At 69.5% G+C, this 14,627-nt stretch carries 18 protein-coding genes; all 18 read left to right on the top strand.

Annotated features, from left to right (window positions below; all coding sequences use genetic code 11):
- Position 1: 1 nt before the first annotated feature.
- The 18 genes from MHN80_RS13630 to MHN80_RS13715 all read left to right on the top strand — a co-directional run bounded on the left by MHN80_RS13630 (position 2) and on the right by MHN80_RS13715 (position 14,580).
- A complete protein-coding gene (locus MHN80_RS13630; RefSeq protein WP_051987019.1) occupies positions 2-295 on the top strand; it encodes a helix-turn-helix domain-containing protein in 294 nt (97 codons plus the stop codon).
- 22 nt (positions 296-317) lie between these two features.
- Complete coding sequence (locus tag MHN80_RS13635; protein WP_239402280.1) at positions 318-1,175, top strand: alpha/beta fold hydrolase; 858 nt, start codon at positions 318-320, stop codon at positions 1,173-1,175.
- 18 nt (positions 1,176-1,193) lie between these two features.
- A complete protein-coding gene (locus MHN80_RS13640; protein ID WP_239402282.1) occupies positions 1,194-1,733 on the top strand; it encodes a MarR family winged helix-turn-helix transcriptional regulator in 540 nt (179 codons plus the stop codon).
- 211 nt (positions 1,734-1,944) lie between these two features.
- The gene (locus MHN80_RS13645; protein ID WP_239402284.1) at positions 1,945-3,465 is read left to right on the top strand and encodes an aldehyde dehydrogenase; all 1,521 of its coding nucleotides are present in this window, start codon (positions 1,945-1,947) and stop codon (positions 3,463-3,465) included.
- Between the two features lie 47 nt (positions 3,466-3,512).
- A complete protein-coding gene (locus tag MHN80_RS13650; RefSeq protein WP_239402286.1) occupies positions 3,513-3,896 on the top strand; it encodes a RidA family protein in 384 nt (127 codons plus the stop codon).
- A 53-nt stretch (positions 3,897-3,949) separates the two neighbouring features.
- Positions 3,950-4,468, top strand: coding sequence for a cupin domain-containing protein (locus tag MHN80_RS13655; protein WP_239402288.1), 519 nt, complete (start codon positions 3,950-3,952; stop codon positions 4,466-4,468).
- 39 nt (positions 4,469-4,507) lie between these two features.
- Positions 4,508-5,458, top strand: a complete 951-nt coding sequence (locus MHN80_RS13660) for a PDR/VanB family oxidoreductase (RefSeq protein WP_239402289.1) — start codon at positions 4,508-4,510, stop codon at positions 5,456-5,458.
- 9 nt (positions 5,459-5,467) lie between these two features.
- Positions 5,468-6,466, top strand: a complete 999-nt coding sequence (locus MHN80_RS13665; RefSeq protein WP_239402291.1) for a VOC family protein — start codon at positions 5,468-5,470, stop codon at positions 6,464-6,466.
- Positions 6,463-7,263: an alpha/beta fold hydrolase gene (locus tag MHN80_RS13670; protein WP_239402293.1), complete on the top strand. Its 801-nt coding sequence runs from the start codon at positions 6,463-6,465 to the stop codon at positions 7,261-7,263. Before MHN80_RS13665 ends, MHN80_RS13670 begins: the two co-directional genes overlap by 4 nt.
- Complete coding sequence (locus tag MHN80_RS13675) at positions 7,260-8,003, top strand: SDR family oxidoreductase (protein WP_239402294.1); 744 nt, start codon at positions 7,260-7,262, stop codon at positions 8,001-8,003. Before MHN80_RS13670 ends, MHN80_RS13675 begins: the two co-directional genes overlap by 4 nt.
- An 85-nt stretch (positions 8,004-8,088) precedes the next feature.
- Entirely contained in the window at positions 8,089-8,868 is a 780-nt protein-coding gene (locus MHN80_RS13680; protein ID WP_004018947.1) for an SDR family oxidoreductase, read from the top strand.
- A gap of 48 nt (positions 8,869-8,916) precedes the next feature.
- Positions 8,917-10,641 carry a thiamine pyrophosphate-binding protein gene (locus MHN80_RS13685; RefSeq protein ID WP_239402296.1) on the top strand — a complete coding sequence of 575 codons (1,725 nt, stop codon included), beginning with the start codon at positions 8,917-8,919 and terminating at the stop codon, positions 10,639-10,641.
- Positions 10,641-11,099 (top strand): alpha/beta fold hydrolase, encoded by a 459-nt coding sequence (locus MHN80_RS13690; protein WP_239402297.1) that lies wholly within the window; start codon positions 10,641-10,643, stop codon positions 11,097-11,099. The genes MHN80_RS13685 and MHN80_RS13690 overlap by 1 nt, the downstream gene beginning before the upstream one ends.
- Positions 11,096-11,329: a recombinase-like helix-turn-helix domain-containing protein gene (locus MHN80_RS13695; RefSeq protein WP_004018951.1), complete on the top strand. Its 234-nt coding sequence runs from the start codon at positions 11,096-11,098 to the stop codon at positions 11,327-11,329. Before MHN80_RS13690 ends, MHN80_RS13695 begins: the two co-directional genes overlap by 4 nt.
- Position 11,330: 1 nt before the next feature.
- Positions 11,331-12,437: a Rieske 2Fe-2S domain-containing protein gene (locus tag MHN80_RS13700; RefSeq protein WP_239402299.1), complete on the top strand. Its 1,107-nt coding sequence runs from the start codon at positions 11,331-11,333 to the stop codon at positions 12,435-12,437.
- A complete protein-coding gene (locus MHN80_RS13705) occupies positions 12,434-12,769 on the top strand; it encodes a hypothetical protein (protein ID WP_004018953.1) in 336 nt (111 codons plus the stop codon). The genes MHN80_RS13700 and MHN80_RS13705 overlap by 4 nt, the downstream gene beginning before the upstream one ends.
- Positions 12,766-13,170: a RidA family protein gene (locus MHN80_RS13710; RefSeq protein ID WP_064570455.1), complete on the top strand. Its 405-nt coding sequence runs from the start codon at positions 12,766-12,768 to the stop codon at positions 13,168-13,170. The genes MHN80_RS13705 and MHN80_RS13710 overlap by 4 nt, the downstream gene beginning before the upstream one ends.
- A 51-nt stretch (positions 13,171-13,221) precedes the next feature.
- On the top strand, positions 13,222-14,580 hold the full coding sequence (locus tag MHN80_RS13715) for an MFS transporter (RefSeq protein WP_239402301.1): 1,359 nt from the start codon (positions 13,222-13,224) through the stop codon (positions 14,578-14,580).
- The last annotated feature ends 47 nt before the right edge of the window (positions 14,581-14,627 follow it).

The following is a 14,627-nucleotide window of genomic DNA, read 5'->3' on the forward strand; positions in this document are numbered from 1 at the left end:
CATGCTCCTGAGCGACCCCAACCGCCTCCGACTCGTCGCGGAGATGCATGCGCGGCCGGGTTCCACGGTCGCCGAACTGGCCACCCGTATCGGCATCACCGAGAACGCCGCCTCCCAGTCGATCCGCAAGCTGCGCGACCAGGGGTGGGTCCGTTCGGAGAAGGTCGGCCGGATGGTCCACTACGAGGTCGTCGGCGACGCGATAGTGCATCGCATCCTGCACGACATCATCGGTGTCGGGCACCTCACCTCCGCAGATCGGTCGGATCACGCCCACCCGGTGACAACGGATTAGAACACGTTCTAGTCTGGTCGACGTGGATGTCACCTTCGATGCGACCAAACGGGAACTGACGACCGATCAGGGCACACTGCGCTATCACGAGGCCGGCGACGCCGACGCACCGCCGCTGATCCTCTTGCACGGATCCGGGCCCGGCGTGACCGGCTGGCGCAACTACCGCGGGAACCTCGGGCGCTTCGCGCAGACACACCACTGCTTCGTCATCGAATTCCCCGGCTTCGGGGTGAGCGACGCCGTCGAGGGCCACCCGGTTCTCACGGCCGGCGGCTCGGTGCTCCGGTTCATGGATGCACTCGGCATCGACAAGGCCGCGATGATCGGCAATTCGATGGGTGGGGTCGTCGGCGTCAACCTGGCGATCAAGAAGCCCGAGCGCGTCGAGAAGCTCGTCACCATCGGCGGTATCGGCCCGAATGTGTTCAGCCCCAGCCCCAGTGAGGGCCTGCGCCTCCTCCAGGAGTTCACCGACGCCCCGGACAAGGACAAGCTGGTCCGCTGGCTCACGTCGATGGTCTTCGACCGCTCGCTGGTGACCGAGGAACTCATCGAGGAACGGTGGCAGGCCGCCATCAACCCAGACGCGCAGAAGACGGCGCAGATGATGTACGGCTCAGCGGCTTTCGAGATGCAGCAGCAATTCATGGCCGCGTCGGACAACCCGCCGTACTGGGCGTCGATGCACAAGGTCGCCTGCCCGACGCTGCTGACCTGGGGCCGCGACGATCGAGTCAGCCCACCCGACATGGCGATGGTCCCGATGCGCCTCATCCCCGACGCGGAGCTCCACATCTTCCCGAAGTGCGGGCACTGGGTGATGATCGAGGCCAAGGCCGCCTTCGAGGCGACGGTGGGGGCCTTCCTCGCGCGATGATCCACTAACCTCGCCACCATGGATGGTGTCGACGTCATCGTGTCCCACTGGGCCGTCGCCCGGCCCGAGCTCGACGTCTCGGCGCTCAAGGTGTTCGGCCGGCTCCACCGCAGCTTCCTCGTCTACAAGGCGCGTATCGCCTCGACCTTCGACGAGCACAACATCACCGACTCCGGCTTCGACGTCCTCGCGTGTCTGCGCCGAGCCGTCCCCGACCATCGCCTGACGGCAGGCGAACTCGCCGAGCAGACACTTGTCACCACCGGCGGTCTGTCCCTGCGCGTCAAACGCCTCGAGGACGCCGGGTTCGTCACGCGCACCCGAGATCGGGCCGACGCACGAGTGGTCTACGTCGAGCTGACCCCCGAGGGCGCGGCACTCGTCGACCGCATCGCCGACGAGCACTTCGCGAAGCTCCGCGTGATGCTCGCCGAACTCTCCGAGGACGAGGCAGCCGACCTCGCCCGGCTCCTGGGCGCGCTCGAGCACTCCGCTCGTTTCGCGGTGCTCGGCGATGGCCTCGATCCCGGCGAAGCGGACCCCATCGCCGCGGTCTGACGCTGCGATCGAAACTTTTTCCGCGACGGTCGTGATGGCCGACACACCGTGTGTGACCTGCATCTCTTCCATTTCGGACGCGTAAATCCCACGTAACGAGGTCCTGTAGTGGGGTTCTTCGAGGTTGACCTCTTAGCGCTAAGGCTTTACAACTGTCTTAGCGCAAAGATATTTGGTTCGGCCCTCGGCCATCACCTCCGAACGGATTCACATGACCCTCGTGACGAGCACCTCCACCCATCCCGGGATCGACGCCCGTGACCTCGACGACCGCATCTTCGTCGGCGGTCACTGGGAGGTCGGCGCCGGAGATCTGATCGAGTCCGTGAACCCGGCGACGGGTCGGGTCTTCGCGACCCTGCACGGGGCCACTCCCGCCGACGTCGACACCGCGGTCCGCACCGGGCTCCGCGCCGCCCACGAGAGCGGCTGGGCGAGTGCGCTTCCCCACGAGCGCGCGGCAGTCCTGCACCGGATCGGCGACGGTATCGACGCTGCGCGAGATCGCATCGCGCGGCTGCAGACCCTCGACACCGGCAAGACCCTCGGCGAGACATCGGCTTTGGCGGCGAGTGCGGCGAACACCTTCCGGTACATGGCGGCGGCGGCGGAGACCTCCGACGGCACGCTCACGACCCCGCGCGGCCCGTGGCTCACGATGTCCACGCACCGCCCGATGGGTGTCGTCGGTGCCATCACCCCGTGGAACTCGCCGATCGCCTCCGACGCGCAGAAGTTGGCCCCCGCGCTGGCCGCGGGCAACGCGGTGGTCAGCAAGCCGCCGGTGTGGGCGCCCTGGGTGACCTTGCTCCTGGCCCGCATCTGCGAAGAGGCCGGCCTGCCCCGCGGTGTCCTGTCCGTCCTCCCGGGCCCGGGCCGGACCGTCGGCGAGGCCCTGGTCCGCCACCCCGACGTCGCGAAGGTGACCTTCACCGGCGGGACGAGCACCGGGCGTCACCTCGGCCGGATCGCCGCCGACAAGCTCATGCCGATCACCCTGGAGCTGGGCGGCAAGTCACCGACCATCGTCTTCGCCGACGCCGACCTCGAACGCGCCGTACAGGGCGTGCTGTACGGGATCTTCTCCTCCAGCGGCCAGAGCTGCATCGCCGGATCACGAGTGTTCGTGCAGCGCAGCGTATTCGATGCTTTCACGGACGATCTGGTGGCACGCGCCGGCCGGTTGCGGATGGGTCCCGGCACCAACCCGGACACCGACGTCGCCCCGATGATCTCGGCCGCGCACCGCGACTCGGTGGCCGACACGGTAGCCCGAGCGGTGCCCGACGGTGCCCGAGTGCGGTGCGGTGGCGCGGTTCCCGTCGACGGTGCGCTGGCCGACGGCTGGTACTACCCGCCGACCGTACTGACCGGCGTCGCCAACACCGACCGGATCAGCCAGGAGGAGATCTTCGGGCCGGTCGCGGTGGTCATCCCGTTCGACGACGAGGCCGACGTCATCGCGCAGGCCAACGACACCGTCTACGGCCTGGCCTGCGGCGTGTGGACCGAGGACTACCGGCGTGCGCTGCGGATCGGTGACGCCGTGGACGCCGGAACCGTCTGGGTCAACACCTACAAGCAGTTCTCCATCTCGACCCCGTTCACCGGGCTCCGCGACAGCGGGCTGGGCACCGAGAAGGGCCGTGAGGCGATCCGCCAGTACTCCGACCAGAAGAGCATCTACCTCGACCGCAGCGACGAGCCGATCGCGTGGGGTCGCCATCCGTGACCGGCCGGACCGTGCACGCGCCCACTTCGACGAAAGGAACCACATCCATGACCGCAACTGCCGCAACCGACTTCGCCGCACAAGACCAGAGCACCGCGCACCCGTACAGTCCCGCATTCGCCGTCGCCGGTTTCGGCTTCGTCTCCGGCGCACTGTCGGTGGATGAGAACGGGGTGGCCGTACCGGGTGTCGACGCCGCCCTCGACGCGGCGATGGCCCGGCTCGGCGAGCGCCTGGCCACGATCGACATGAGGCTCGCCGATGTCGTCAAGACCACCTACTTCGTCACCGACGTCTCGCTGCGCGACGCCGCGAACCGGCACTACGAGAGCGTCTTCGCCACGCCTCGTCCGGCCCGCTCGTTCGTCGAGGTCGCCGCGCTGCCCTACGGCGCGACCGTCGAGATCGAAGCCATCGCCCACACGTCCTGACCGCACGCCCGCCACCCCACGAACCCGCCAGAACACCGAGAGGAACCGCCATCATGACCGCACCAGAGAAGACCAACGCCGATCTCGAGCAGCAGATCGACTCCTGCATCGCCAGCCGCGAGACCCGGCACGAGGACTGGGACACACTGGGTTTCCAGGCCGCCGCCGGCGGCGATCGCTTCAAGCGTGCCCAGATCCGCTACATCGGCTCGGGCGCCACCGGCAACCACGAGAACGACAGCCGGACTCTTCCGTCGGATCACTTCACGTTCTCCAACATGCGTCTGCCCGCCGGTGCCGTCGGTCCCGAGCACACCCACCACGACGTGGAAGAGGTGTTCTTCGTCCTCGAGGGCGAGCTCGAGGTCGCCGTCCATGACGTGGAGGACGGCACCAAGAAGGCCGTTCGTCGCCTCGGCTACCGCGACCTGATCCGGGTGCCCGCAGGCGTCCCCCGCAGCCTCGCCAACGTCGGCGACACCGACGCGCTGTTCTGCGTGATCATCGGCGCCGAGAAGCCGCAGCTGCCCACCTACCCGCCGAGCTCGGAGATGTTCGGCGTCACCCGCTGAACCTCGTTCCACCCGAACCGAACCCGAGAGGTGTCCACCATGTCCGCAGACACGACGAGAGTCCTTCGCGTGCACCAGAAGACCTGGGAGGCCGACGGCGTCACGAGCATCACCCTCGTGGATCCGTCCGGCGCCGAACTCCCGCGCTGGGAACCGGGATCGCATGTCGCGCTTCGTCTGCCGGACGGACTCGTTCGGGAGTACTCGCTGTGCTCGGCGCCGGAGGACTCGTCACGGTGGTCTGTGGCGGTCCTCCGGGCCGAGAAGTCGCGCGGCGGTAGCAGCTACGTGCACGATCGGCTGTCCATCGGCGCCGAGATCGAGGTCGACGGCCCGCGCAATGCCTTTTCGATCGACCCCGACGCCGCGCACCACATCCTGATCGCCGGCGGCGTCGGTATCACCCCCATCGTCGCGATGATGCGCCGGCTGGAGTCCGAGGGCCGATCGTGGCAGATGCTGTACGCGGGCCGGTCCCGACGGTCGATGGCCTTCGTCGACGAGGTGTCCGCGCACTCGACGTCCGTCATCCACGCCGACGACGAGCGAGGCGGGTTGCCCGATCTGTCGGCGCTGTTCGCGGGAGCGCCATCCGGGTCGGTGGCGTACTGCTGCGGCCCGGCCGCCCTCCTCGACGCCGTCGCCGGCGTCGTCCCGCCGGAGATCCCGCTGCGCAGCGAACGTTTCGCCGCACCCGTCGTGGAGGTGGACCCCGGCGGGGACACCGCATTCGACGTCGTCCTCGAACGGACCGGACAGCGCATCGCAGTACCGGCCGACATGTCCGTGCTCGACGCCCTGGCCGACGCCGGCGTCGACGTGCCCAGCTCCTGCACGGAGGGCATCTGCGGCACCTGCGAGATCGGGGTCGTCAAGGGCGATCTCGACCACCGCGACTTCGTCCTCACCGACACCGAACACGCGAGCGGTCAGACGATGCTTCCCTGCGTCTCGCGTTGCCGCTCAGCCGAACTCGTACTCGACCTCTAGGGGAACCCCGTGCTCTACTCCCAGCTTCCCGTACTCACCGAGCAACCGGTGTGCCGTCTGCGCAGCCTGCGCTCGGTCACGCTGAGCGTGCCCGATCCCCTGGCCTCCCGGGACTTCTATCACGAGGTGTGGGGACTGACCACCGTCGAGGAGGACGGTGACCGGTTCTGGCTGCGCGCCACCGGCACCGAACACCATGTCCTCGATCTCCGCCCCGGTGACGCGAATGCCCTGGGCGGCTTCAGCTTCGCACTGGGGACGCCGCGGGAGGTCGACGATGCCGCCCGGGCACTCGAGCGGATCGGCGTGCCGCTGCTCCGTGAACCCGGACCGCTCGACGACGCCGGGGGCGGATACGGCCTGACCCTCGTCGACCCGGAGGGGCGCACCGTCGAATTGTCGGCGGACGTGCACGCGGTGTCGTCGCAGGAACCCGCGGGTCGTCGTGCCATCCCTCGCAAGATCGCGCACGTCGTCCTGAACACCACCGACATCGAGCGGATCACGGCGTTCTACACCCAGGTCCTCGGGATGCGGGTGTCGGACTGGTCCGAGCGCCAGATGTCGTTCCTGCGCTGCAACTCCGAACATCACGTCATCGCGCTGAACCAGGCGCCCTGGCCGGCCCTGAACCACGTCGCCTACGAGATGACCTCCATCGACCACTTCATGCGCGGCATCGGCAACCTGCGCTCCCACGGGATCAGCCCGCAGTGGGGACCGGGCCGCCACGGTCCCGGCGACAACACCTTCTCGTACTTCACCGATCCGGCGGGTCTGGTCTGCGAGTACACCTCCGAGGTCGCCCAGATCGACGAAGACGCCTGGCTGTGCCGGACCTGGCGCCGCACACCCGAACTGTCCGATCAGTGGGGTACCGCGGGCCCGCCGACGACCACCGTCCGCTCGGCCATGGCCGGCATCCCCGACCACGGCGCGAGCTCCCTGGTGACCCCGCGCGACCCGGACTACTTCATCCATCTGCCCCAGACGGTGGGCGTGGCATGACCACCACCGTCACCGTGCTCGACCGCGTGCACGTCGTCGCGCACCCGTCGAGCCGCGAGATCCGGAGCCGGCACAGCGTGGTGCTGCTCCACGGGATCGGCGGCGGCGCCACGTCGTGTGGCCCTCTGGCCGCACGGCTGGCCGCCGCCGGTCTCGACTGCTGGTGCCCCGACGCCCCCGGTTACGGGCGTTCGGCCGATCCCCGGCCGGGCATCGGCCCCGTCGAGGAGATGGCCGAACTGATCGAAGCGCTCACCCCCGGACAGCCCGTTGTTCTCCTCGGCACGTCCTGGGGCGGTGTGATCGCCATGGATCTGGCGCTGCACCGGCCCGATCTCGTCGCCGCGCTCGTCATCGCCGACAGCACCCGCGGTTCCGGGGTCACCGCCGAGCGGGCCGCGGGCATGCTCGCCCGCATCCCCGACCTCGTCGACCGGGGTGCCGCCGCAGTCGCTGCCGACCGCGCCGACGCGCTCACGGCACCCGACTGCGACCCGGCGGTCACCGCCGAGGTCCGCGCCACCATGGCGGAGGTCCGCGAGCCCGGCTTCGCCGCCGCGGCCCGGTTTATGGCCACGACCGATCTCGGACCCGACCTCGCCCGACTCGCCCGCCCGGCCCTCGTTCTCGTCGGTGAGCGCGACACCATCACCGGCGTCGACGAATCACGACTCCTCGCCGACCAGATCCCCGGCGCGCAGCTGCGGATCGTCCCCGATGCCGGCCACGCCGCGATCCAGGAACAACCCGACGTCGTCGCCGGCCACGTCCTGGACTTCGTCGGGATGCTGTCATGAGCGCCGGGACGATGGTGGTGACCGGCGGCGGCCGCGGACTGGGCCGTGCCATCGCCGAACGTCTCGGCGCCGACGGGCACCGACTGGTGATCGCCGAACGGGATCCGGAGACCGCGTTCGCGGCCGAGGCCGCATTGCGCGACGCCGGTCACGACGCCCGCGCGATCGTCACCGACATCGCCGACGTCGACGCCGTCCGCGCACTCGCCGACCGTCTCGACGCTGACGGCGATCACGTGATCGGCCTCGTCAACAACGCGGCGATCGCCGACGGCGTGGGCGGCGCGACGTTCTTCGAGCTCGCCGACGACGAGTTCGGGCGGCTGACCGATGTCAACGTCCGCGGCACCTGGTCGGTCACGAAGTACCTGTGGCCGTTGCTGTCCCGCTCGCGGGGCGCCGTGGTCAACATCGCCTCCGATGTCGCGATGTACGGGTCGCCGCGACTCGTGCACTACGTGTCGTCCAAGGCGGCGGTCATCGGGATGACGCGCTCGATGGCCCGCGATGCCGGGCCGCACGGAGTTCGCGTGAATGCCGTTGCGCCGGGCCTGATCCGGGTCGAGGCCACCGAAGGCGTTCCCGAAGACCGGTACCGCACCTACGCCGCGGGGCGCGCACTCGACCGCGAACAGACGCCGCAGGACGTCGCCGGAGTGGTCCGCTTCCTACTGTCCGAGGACGCCGCCTTCGTCACCGGGCAGACCATCGTCGTCGACGGCGGATTCATCTTCCGCTGAGCGACGCATCCACTTCGACTCCAGCCCCCCATCCCCCCAGTCCGCAGCCCCCAGCCCCACCGCATACCAGCCCCGAGGAGTACCCATGGACCTGCAGCTCGCCGGTCGCCGAGTGTTGATCACCGGCGCGAGCTCCGGGATCGGCCTCGCCACCGCCCGGTTGCTCGCCGAGGAAGGCGCCCGCCTGGCGCTCTGTGCCCGTGACGAGGACCGTCTTCGTTCCGCGACAGCCGATCTCGCCGCGATCACCGACGTGGTCACCGCGTCATGCGATGTCACCAGCCGCGCGTCCGTCGATGCCTTCGTCGCCACCGCCGTCGACCGGCTCGGTGGTCTCGACGGCGTGGTCTGCAACGCGGGGCGGTCGCTCATGCGCACCCTCGACGAGACCACCGACGAGGAGATCCGCGACGAGTTCGACCTGAAGATCTTCGGTGCGCTGCACGTCATACGCGCCACCCGCGCCGCGCTCGCGGCGTCGGACCGCGGTGCCGTGGTGATCGTCAACGCCATCCTGTCCCGGCAACCCGAAACCCGCCTGGCCGTCACGTCGGCGGCCCGGGCGGGCCTGCTGAACCTGTCGAGCTCGCTCGCCGAGGAGCTCGCGACCGACGGGACACGGGTCAACTCGGTGCTGCTCGGCCTCATCGACACCGGACAGTGGCAGCGCCGGTTCGTCGAGAGCGGCGCCGACGACTTCGCGGCCTGGAGTGCCGAGATCGCCGACGACCGGGGAATCGCACTGGGCCGCTTCGGTTCCGCCGACGAACTCGCATTCCCCATCACCACCCTGCTCTCGCCGCGGAACAGCTACACGACCGGCGCCACGCTCGAGGTCGGCGGCGGGGTGCACCGCTATGTCTGACCCCGGCAGAGCCCGACCAACCCAGCCCAGCAACAGGAGAACCAGCCGATGACCGAACACACCGGAAGCCGCCGCCGACCGACCGGCGGTGACGTCCTCGTCGATGTGCTCCGCCGGCACGGCGTCACCACCGTCTTCGGGGTGATCAGTATCCACAACCTTCCGCTCGTCGAGGCCGTCGACCGCGACCTGACGTTCGTGGAGATGCGGCACGAGGCGGCCGCGGTCAACGCCGCCGACGGATTCGCCCGCGCGTCCGGCGGTCTCGGCGTTGCGCTGACCAGTACCGGTACCGGAGCAGGTAACGCTGCCGGTTCGATGGTGGAGGCCCTGACCGCGGGCAGTCGCGTCCTGCACATCACCGGCCAGATCGAGAGCGAGTTCCTCGCCCCCGGGCGTCCGGCCGCGAGTCGCGGTGTCATCCATGAGTTCCCGGGTCAGCCGCAGATGCTCGACGCGATCTCGGCGTACTCCACGACGATCACCGAGGCCAAGGACGTCGAGGCCGAACTCGAGTCCGCGATCGCGCATGTCCTCGCCGCACCCACGGGACCGGCCAGCGTCGAATGGCCCACGGACCTCCAGTATCTCGCCTCCCCGGACGCCCAGCGACCGGCGCCGTCGGTCACGGTGACGACGCCCGTCGCCGACGCGGAGTCCGTCGCCCGCGCCGCCGATCTGCTCCGCACCGCCGAGCGGCCCCTGTTGTGGCTGGGCGGCGGTGCGGCCGGCGCCGGTGAGCAGATCGCCGAGTTCGCTCGATTCCTCGGCGCGGGCATCGTCACCAGCAACTCCGGGCGCGGAATCGTCGCCGAGGACGTCCCCCTCGTCATCGGCAACTTCGCGACCACCCCCGCGGTGCGGGCACTGCTCGACGACGCCGACGTGCTCCTCGCCGTCGGTACCCACTTCCGATCGAACGAGACCGCGTCCTACTCACTCTCGCTGCCGGAGAACATCATCCAGATCGACGTCGAACCCACGACGATCGGGCGCGTCTACCCAGCCGCGGTCGGGCTCGTCGGAGACGCCGCACCGACGATCACTGCGCTGCTGGCCGAGCTGGACGCGGTCGCGACCGCCGACGAGTGGCCGCGCCGCGTAACCGCCGTGCGCGAGGAGGTCCGCGACGATCTCACGACCTACATCGGTGGCTATGCCGAGGTCTGCACGGCGATCCGCGATGCGCTACCGCGTCGCTCGGTGATCGCCCGCGACGTGACGATCCCGTCGAGCCAGTGGGGCAACCGCCTGCTGCCGATCTACGAGCGCGGCACCAACATCTTTCCCCTCGGCGGCGGGATCGGACAGGGACTCGCGATGGGGATCGGTGCGGCGCACGCCCGGCCCGACGCCCCGACCCTCGTCGTCGCCGGCGACGGTGGATTGTCGGTGCACCTCGGCGAGCTCGCCTCCCTGGCCGGCTCGGGTGCGCACGTCATCGTGCTGGTGTTCAACGACGGCGGGTACGGGGTACTGCGGAACATGCAGCAGAAGAACGGTTTCCGACGCTCCGGCGTCGACCTGCACACGCCGCGCTTCGACCTGCTCGCGGCAGCGATGGACATCCCCTACCGGCTCGTGCGCGGCCCGGGCGTCATCGCCGACGCCCTCGAGGCCGCGGTCAACCGCGGCGGCCCGTCGTTCATCGAGGTGGATGTCGAGGCGGTCGACCCCGCCCCCGGGCCGTTCGTCCCGCCGGTGCACGTCCCGTCTGAACTCGATTCCTCTGGGCTCGATTCCTCTGGGCTCGATTCCTCTGGGGCCCACTGATGACCGCCCCGGCCCTTTGGTGGGACCACGACATCGCGACGCGGGTGCGCTCGGGTGACCAGGCCCACGTCTTCGCCTCCGGCACCGACGTCGCCGACGCGATCGCCCTGGCCGTCGAGAACCCCGACCTCGTGCTGAGCCTGATCCTGGCCGAGCCCGCGCCGCTCACCGCAGAGACAACGAATCTGCTCCCGTCCGTTCGGGTTCCGACCCTGGTTCTCGCGTCGGCGCCGGACGCCGACACCGATCTCGATGCGGCGCAGACGCTCGCCGGCGACATCGACAACGGCGTCTTCGTCGTCCTCGACGGCGCGCCCGTCCCCGCGCACACCGAATGCCGGGAGTCCTTCGAGGAGTGGACCGTCTCGTTCGTCGCGATCGCCGAGGGCCTCGCCGCCCGTGACGGCCGCCTCCTCGCCCAGCCCACACCACTCATCGACGAAGGAGTACTCCGATGATGACTCGCCCAGCCCGCGAGCCCTACCTCGAGACACACCAGACCCATCCGGAGCCGCTGACACCGTATGAGCTCAAGCTCGCCGGGTCCGTCACCGAGATCTTCACCGCCGGGGCAACGACTCTCGATGAGGTCACCGACGGCCTGAACGCCCTCGGCCTCCACGGACCCGACGGTGGTCCGTGGACCGCCGAGACCTTCCGCGCCGAGATGCGCAGATTGGGGAAATGACATGACCACCACACAGCCCACCCCCGGCACCCGGTCCGCAACCCGCGAACGTCCCGCGCGACGCACACCGACCTACGCCCTCGGTACCCGTCGTCACCTCGACGCCGACGAGATCGCGGCGACGGGCCTCCGGGACCGCTGGTACCCGATCCTCCCGTCGCGCATGCTCGAGCCCGGCGCGATGGTCCCGGTCCGCCGACTCGAGGTCGACTGGGTGCTGTTCCGCGACGCCCAGGGTCGGGTCCGCATGCTGGAGGACCGGTGCCCGCACCGCAGCGCTCCGTTGTCGGTCGGCCAACACCTCGGCGACCGCATCGCCTGCGCGTACCACGGTGTCCAGGTCGACGGCGAGGGCACCGTCGTGTCGGTGCCAGGCATGCCGGGATGTGCCCTGGAGGGCCGGCGGGCGACGGTGTCGCTCGAGGTGGTCGAGGCGGCCGACACGATCTTCGCCTTCCTGCCGCTGACCGCGGATTCGGTGCCGACCCCGTTCGTGTTGCCCGACCGGCTGTCCGATCCCGAGGTGTCCTGGTTCGGGAACTTCGCCGAGTGGGCGGGCCCGTGGCGGTTCTACATGGACAACGTCCTCGATCCCATGCACGGCGCGTTTCTGCACCGCAACTCCCATTCGATGTTCGGTGGCGACACCTCGGCTCGGTTCCGCATCCGGGAGACCGACCGCGGCTTCTTCTTCGAGAAGACCGACCAGCGCGGCGTGAACTTCGACTGGGTGGAGTTCGTGCGCGGATCAATGGACTACGTCGACCTCGAGATCCCGTACGGCCCCGGCGCCGGCCCCGGCGGTGTGTTCGGGATCGTCGGGATGAGCACGCCCATCGACCGGTCGACGTCGGCCATCTTCCATTGGCGCACCCGGCGGGTGAGCGGATGGGAACGTGAGACCTGGCGGTTCCTCTACCGCACGACGCTGGAGGCCAAGCACTGGGAGGTCCTCGAACAGGACCGGCTGGTCCTCGAGGCGCTCGCCGGTGACGCCGATCGTGAGGAGCACCTGTACCAGCACGATCTGGGTGTCTCCCGGATTCGACGGATCTACCGCGCCGACGCCGTCGCGCAGGCCGAACAACTCGTCGCAGCGAACGCATGAGCACCGACGGGTCGATGCTGCTCACCGTGGTGCTGCGCCACGATCAGAGCCAGAACCTCGACCAGTTGCAGGGTCGGCTCGACGAGAACGACTGGTGGCACGGCTTTCCGCCCGAGGGATGCGAGGTCGTCTCCTGGGTCGTGGCCATGGGTATCGGTCAGATCGTCACCCTCCGCCTACCGGCGGACCGGCTGCCCGCGGTGAACGTCGAACTGGAACGCCGGGCGTGGGGCACCTTCGCCACCGACTTCTACCCGACGTACGACTTCCTGCCGGTCCGCGAACGACTGACGCGTGAGTCCGATGCGCGACGTTCGGCGGTGACCTCATGACCCGGGTCGGACACCCCGACGTCGCGGAGCCGCCCCGTCGGGACATGTTCAGCAACGCCCGCGTCGTCGGCGACCAGTTCTTCCTCTCGGGGATGCACGCCGGCGGGCCGGACGGTCCGGTGGGTGGCGACGACACCCACGCGCAGGCGGTCGAGACCTTCCGCCGCGTGCGCGCACTGACGGAGGCGTGCGGCGCTTCCGTCGACGACATCGTCGTGTTGCGCATCTACGTCACCGACATCGCCGACAAGGCAGCTGTCGGACGCGCCCGGAGCGCGGTTTTCTCCGGGGACTTCCCGTGTTCGACCCTCGTCGAGGTGTCGGCACTGGTCGAGCCTGGCCTCAGCGTCGAGGTCGAGGCACAGGGATTTCTCCCGAAGGCCGCGCCCGCGGCCGACTAGTATCACTCGAACCGGCGTCAGCCACGCCGACTACACCCCGAGGACGCCATCGTGAGCGGACCAACTCTCAACTCCAGCCCGAACAACTCAGCACCGGCCGTCGACAGACCCAACTGGCCGGTCCTGATCCTCGCCTTCATCGCCGTCGTGCTCGACGGCTACGACACCATCGCCCTCGGCCTCTCCGTGCCGGCGCTCAAGGAGGACTGGGGTGTCCCCGCCTCCCACTTCACCCCCGCCCTGTCGCTGACCAGCCTCGGTGTCGCCCTGGGTTACATCGCGGTCGGCCGGCTCACCGCACGGTTCGGCTGCCGCAAGGTCATCCTCGCCGCGGTCATCGTGTTTACGATCGGCAGTCTGCTGACGGCATGGGCCGGCAACATCGTCGAGCTGAGCGCGCTGCGCCTGATCACCGGCTTCGGTCTCGGCGCGGTCATGCCGGCGGCCGTGGCGCAGGCGACTGCACTCAACCCCGCCCGGCACCGGCAGTCGATCGCGGTGTTCGTCACGATGGGCATCTCGATGGGTGCGCTCATCGCCGGACTGCTGGGTACTCGGCTGGTGTCGGCATACGGTTGGCCGTCGGTGTTCGTCGCGGGCGCCATCGCCTCTGCGGCCCTGTTCCCCTTCCTGTGGGTGTGGCTGCCCGACGAGCGCACGCTGACCGGTGTGACCCCGGGCTCTGAGGCCCGCCACCACGCGGCCGTGGCACGGTTGTTCGACCCCGAGGTCCGCGGTCGGACCCTGCTGCTCTGGGGCTTCGCCTTCATGGTGTTCTCGGTCTTCTACATCTTCTCGTCCTGGCTGCCCACCCTCCTGACGAGTTACGGCTTCAGCACGGGTCTGGCACCACTCGGGTCGGCGGCACTGGGCGTCGGCAGCATCGTCGGTGCGGGTGTGCTGATCCTCGGCGCGACCCGGTACCGGATGAGCTCGATCCTCGCCGGCACCACGGTGGCGGCCATCGTGTTCCTGATCCTGTCCGCGTTCCTCGGCGCCGACAAGGCGTTGCTGCTCTTGGTGTTCGGCGGCGTCGGGCTCGGACTGCAGGCCGGCATGATCGGGCAGGCCGCCGTGGCGGTGTCGATCTACCCGCAGGCCACCGCCGCGACGGGAGTCGGTTGGGCCTCCTCGATGGGTCGCCTCGGCTCGGTGGTCGGCCCGATCGTCGGCGGCGCCCTGATCGGACTCGGTCTGTCGACGAGCGCCATCGTGCTGATCGCGTGCGCCCCGGTCGCGGTGGCGCTTGCACTCGTCCTGCTGCTCCGCCGCACGGAATCGAAGGTGCCCGAAGATGCCGCCGCGACGGGACGGCTCGACGGTCCGGAAGCCGGGGACCGCACGACGGTCGGCGGACCGGCGATGACCAGCCAGACGATGAACGGCCACGCGATCGGCAGGCAGGCCTGACGCGTCGAACCCATTCGACGAGCGGTGCACCGGGTATCACCCCGGTG

The sequence above is a fragment of the Gordonia sp. McavH-238-E genome, from assembly GCF_022348225.1.
GTDB lineage: Bacteria > Actinomycetota > Actinomycetes > Mycobacteriales > Mycobacteriaceae > Gordonia > Gordonia terrae.

Bases quoted from the DNA above. Each gene is read 5' to 3' on its own strand.
- MHN80_RS13630 (WP_051987019.1), top strand. From the start codon at position 2: ATGCTCCTGAGCGACCCCAACCGCCTCCGACTCGTCGCGGAGATGCAT.
- MHN80_RS13690 (WP_239402297.1), top strand. From the start codon at position 10,641: ATGACCGCCCCGGCCCTTTGGTGGGACCACGACATCGCGACGCGGGTG.
- MHN80_RS13680 (WP_004018947.1), top strand. From the start codon at position 8,089: ATGGACCTGCAGCTCGCCGGTCGCCGAGTGTTGATCACCGGCGCGAGC.
- MHN80_RS13660 (WP_239402289.1), top strand. From the start codon at position 4,508: ATGTCCGCAGACACGACGAGAGTCCTTCGCGTGCACCAGAAGACCTGG.
- MHN80_RS13710 (WP_064570455.1), top strand. From the start codon at position 12,766: ATGACCCGGGTCGGACACCCCGACGTCGCGGAGCCGCCCCGTCGGGAC.
- MHN80_RS13655 (WP_239402288.1), top strand. From the start codon at position 3,950: ATGACCGCACCAGAGAAGACCAACGCCGATCTCGAGCAGCAGATCGAC.
- MHN80_RS13675 (WP_239402294.1), top strand. From the start codon at position 7,260: ATGAGCGCCGGGACGATGGTGGTGACCGGCGGCGGCCGCGGACTGGGC.
- MHN80_RS13685 (WP_239402296.1), top strand. From the start codon at position 8,917: ATGACCGAACACACCGGAAGCCGCCGCCGACCGACCGGCGGTGACGTC.
- MHN80_RS13700 (WP_239402299.1), top strand. From the start codon at position 11,331: ATGACCACCACACAGCCCACCCCCGGCACCCGGTCCGCAACCCGCGAA.
- MHN80_RS13670 (WP_239402293.1), top strand. From the start codon at position 6,463: ATGACCACCACCGTCACCGTGCTCGACCGCGTGCACGTCGTCGCGCAC.
- MHN80_RS13650 (WP_239402286.1), top strand. From the start codon at position 3,513: ATGACCGCAACTGCCGCAACCGACTTCGCCGCACAAGACCAGAGCACC.
- MHN80_RS13640 (WP_239402282.1), top strand. From the start codon at position 1,194: ATGGATGGTGTCGACGTCATCGTGTCCCACTGGGCCGTCGCCCGGCCC.
- MHN80_RS13645 (WP_239402284.1), top strand. From the start codon at position 1,945: ATGACCCTCGTGACGAGCACCTCCACCCATCCCGGGATCGACGCCCGT.
- MHN80_RS13705 (WP_004018953.1), top strand. From the start codon at position 12,434: ATGAGCACCGACGGGTCGATGCTGCTCACCGTGGTGCTGCGCCACGAT.
- MHN80_RS13695 (WP_004018951.1), top strand. From the start codon at position 11,096: ATGATGACTCGCCCAGCCCGCGAGCCCTACCTCGAGACACACCAGACC.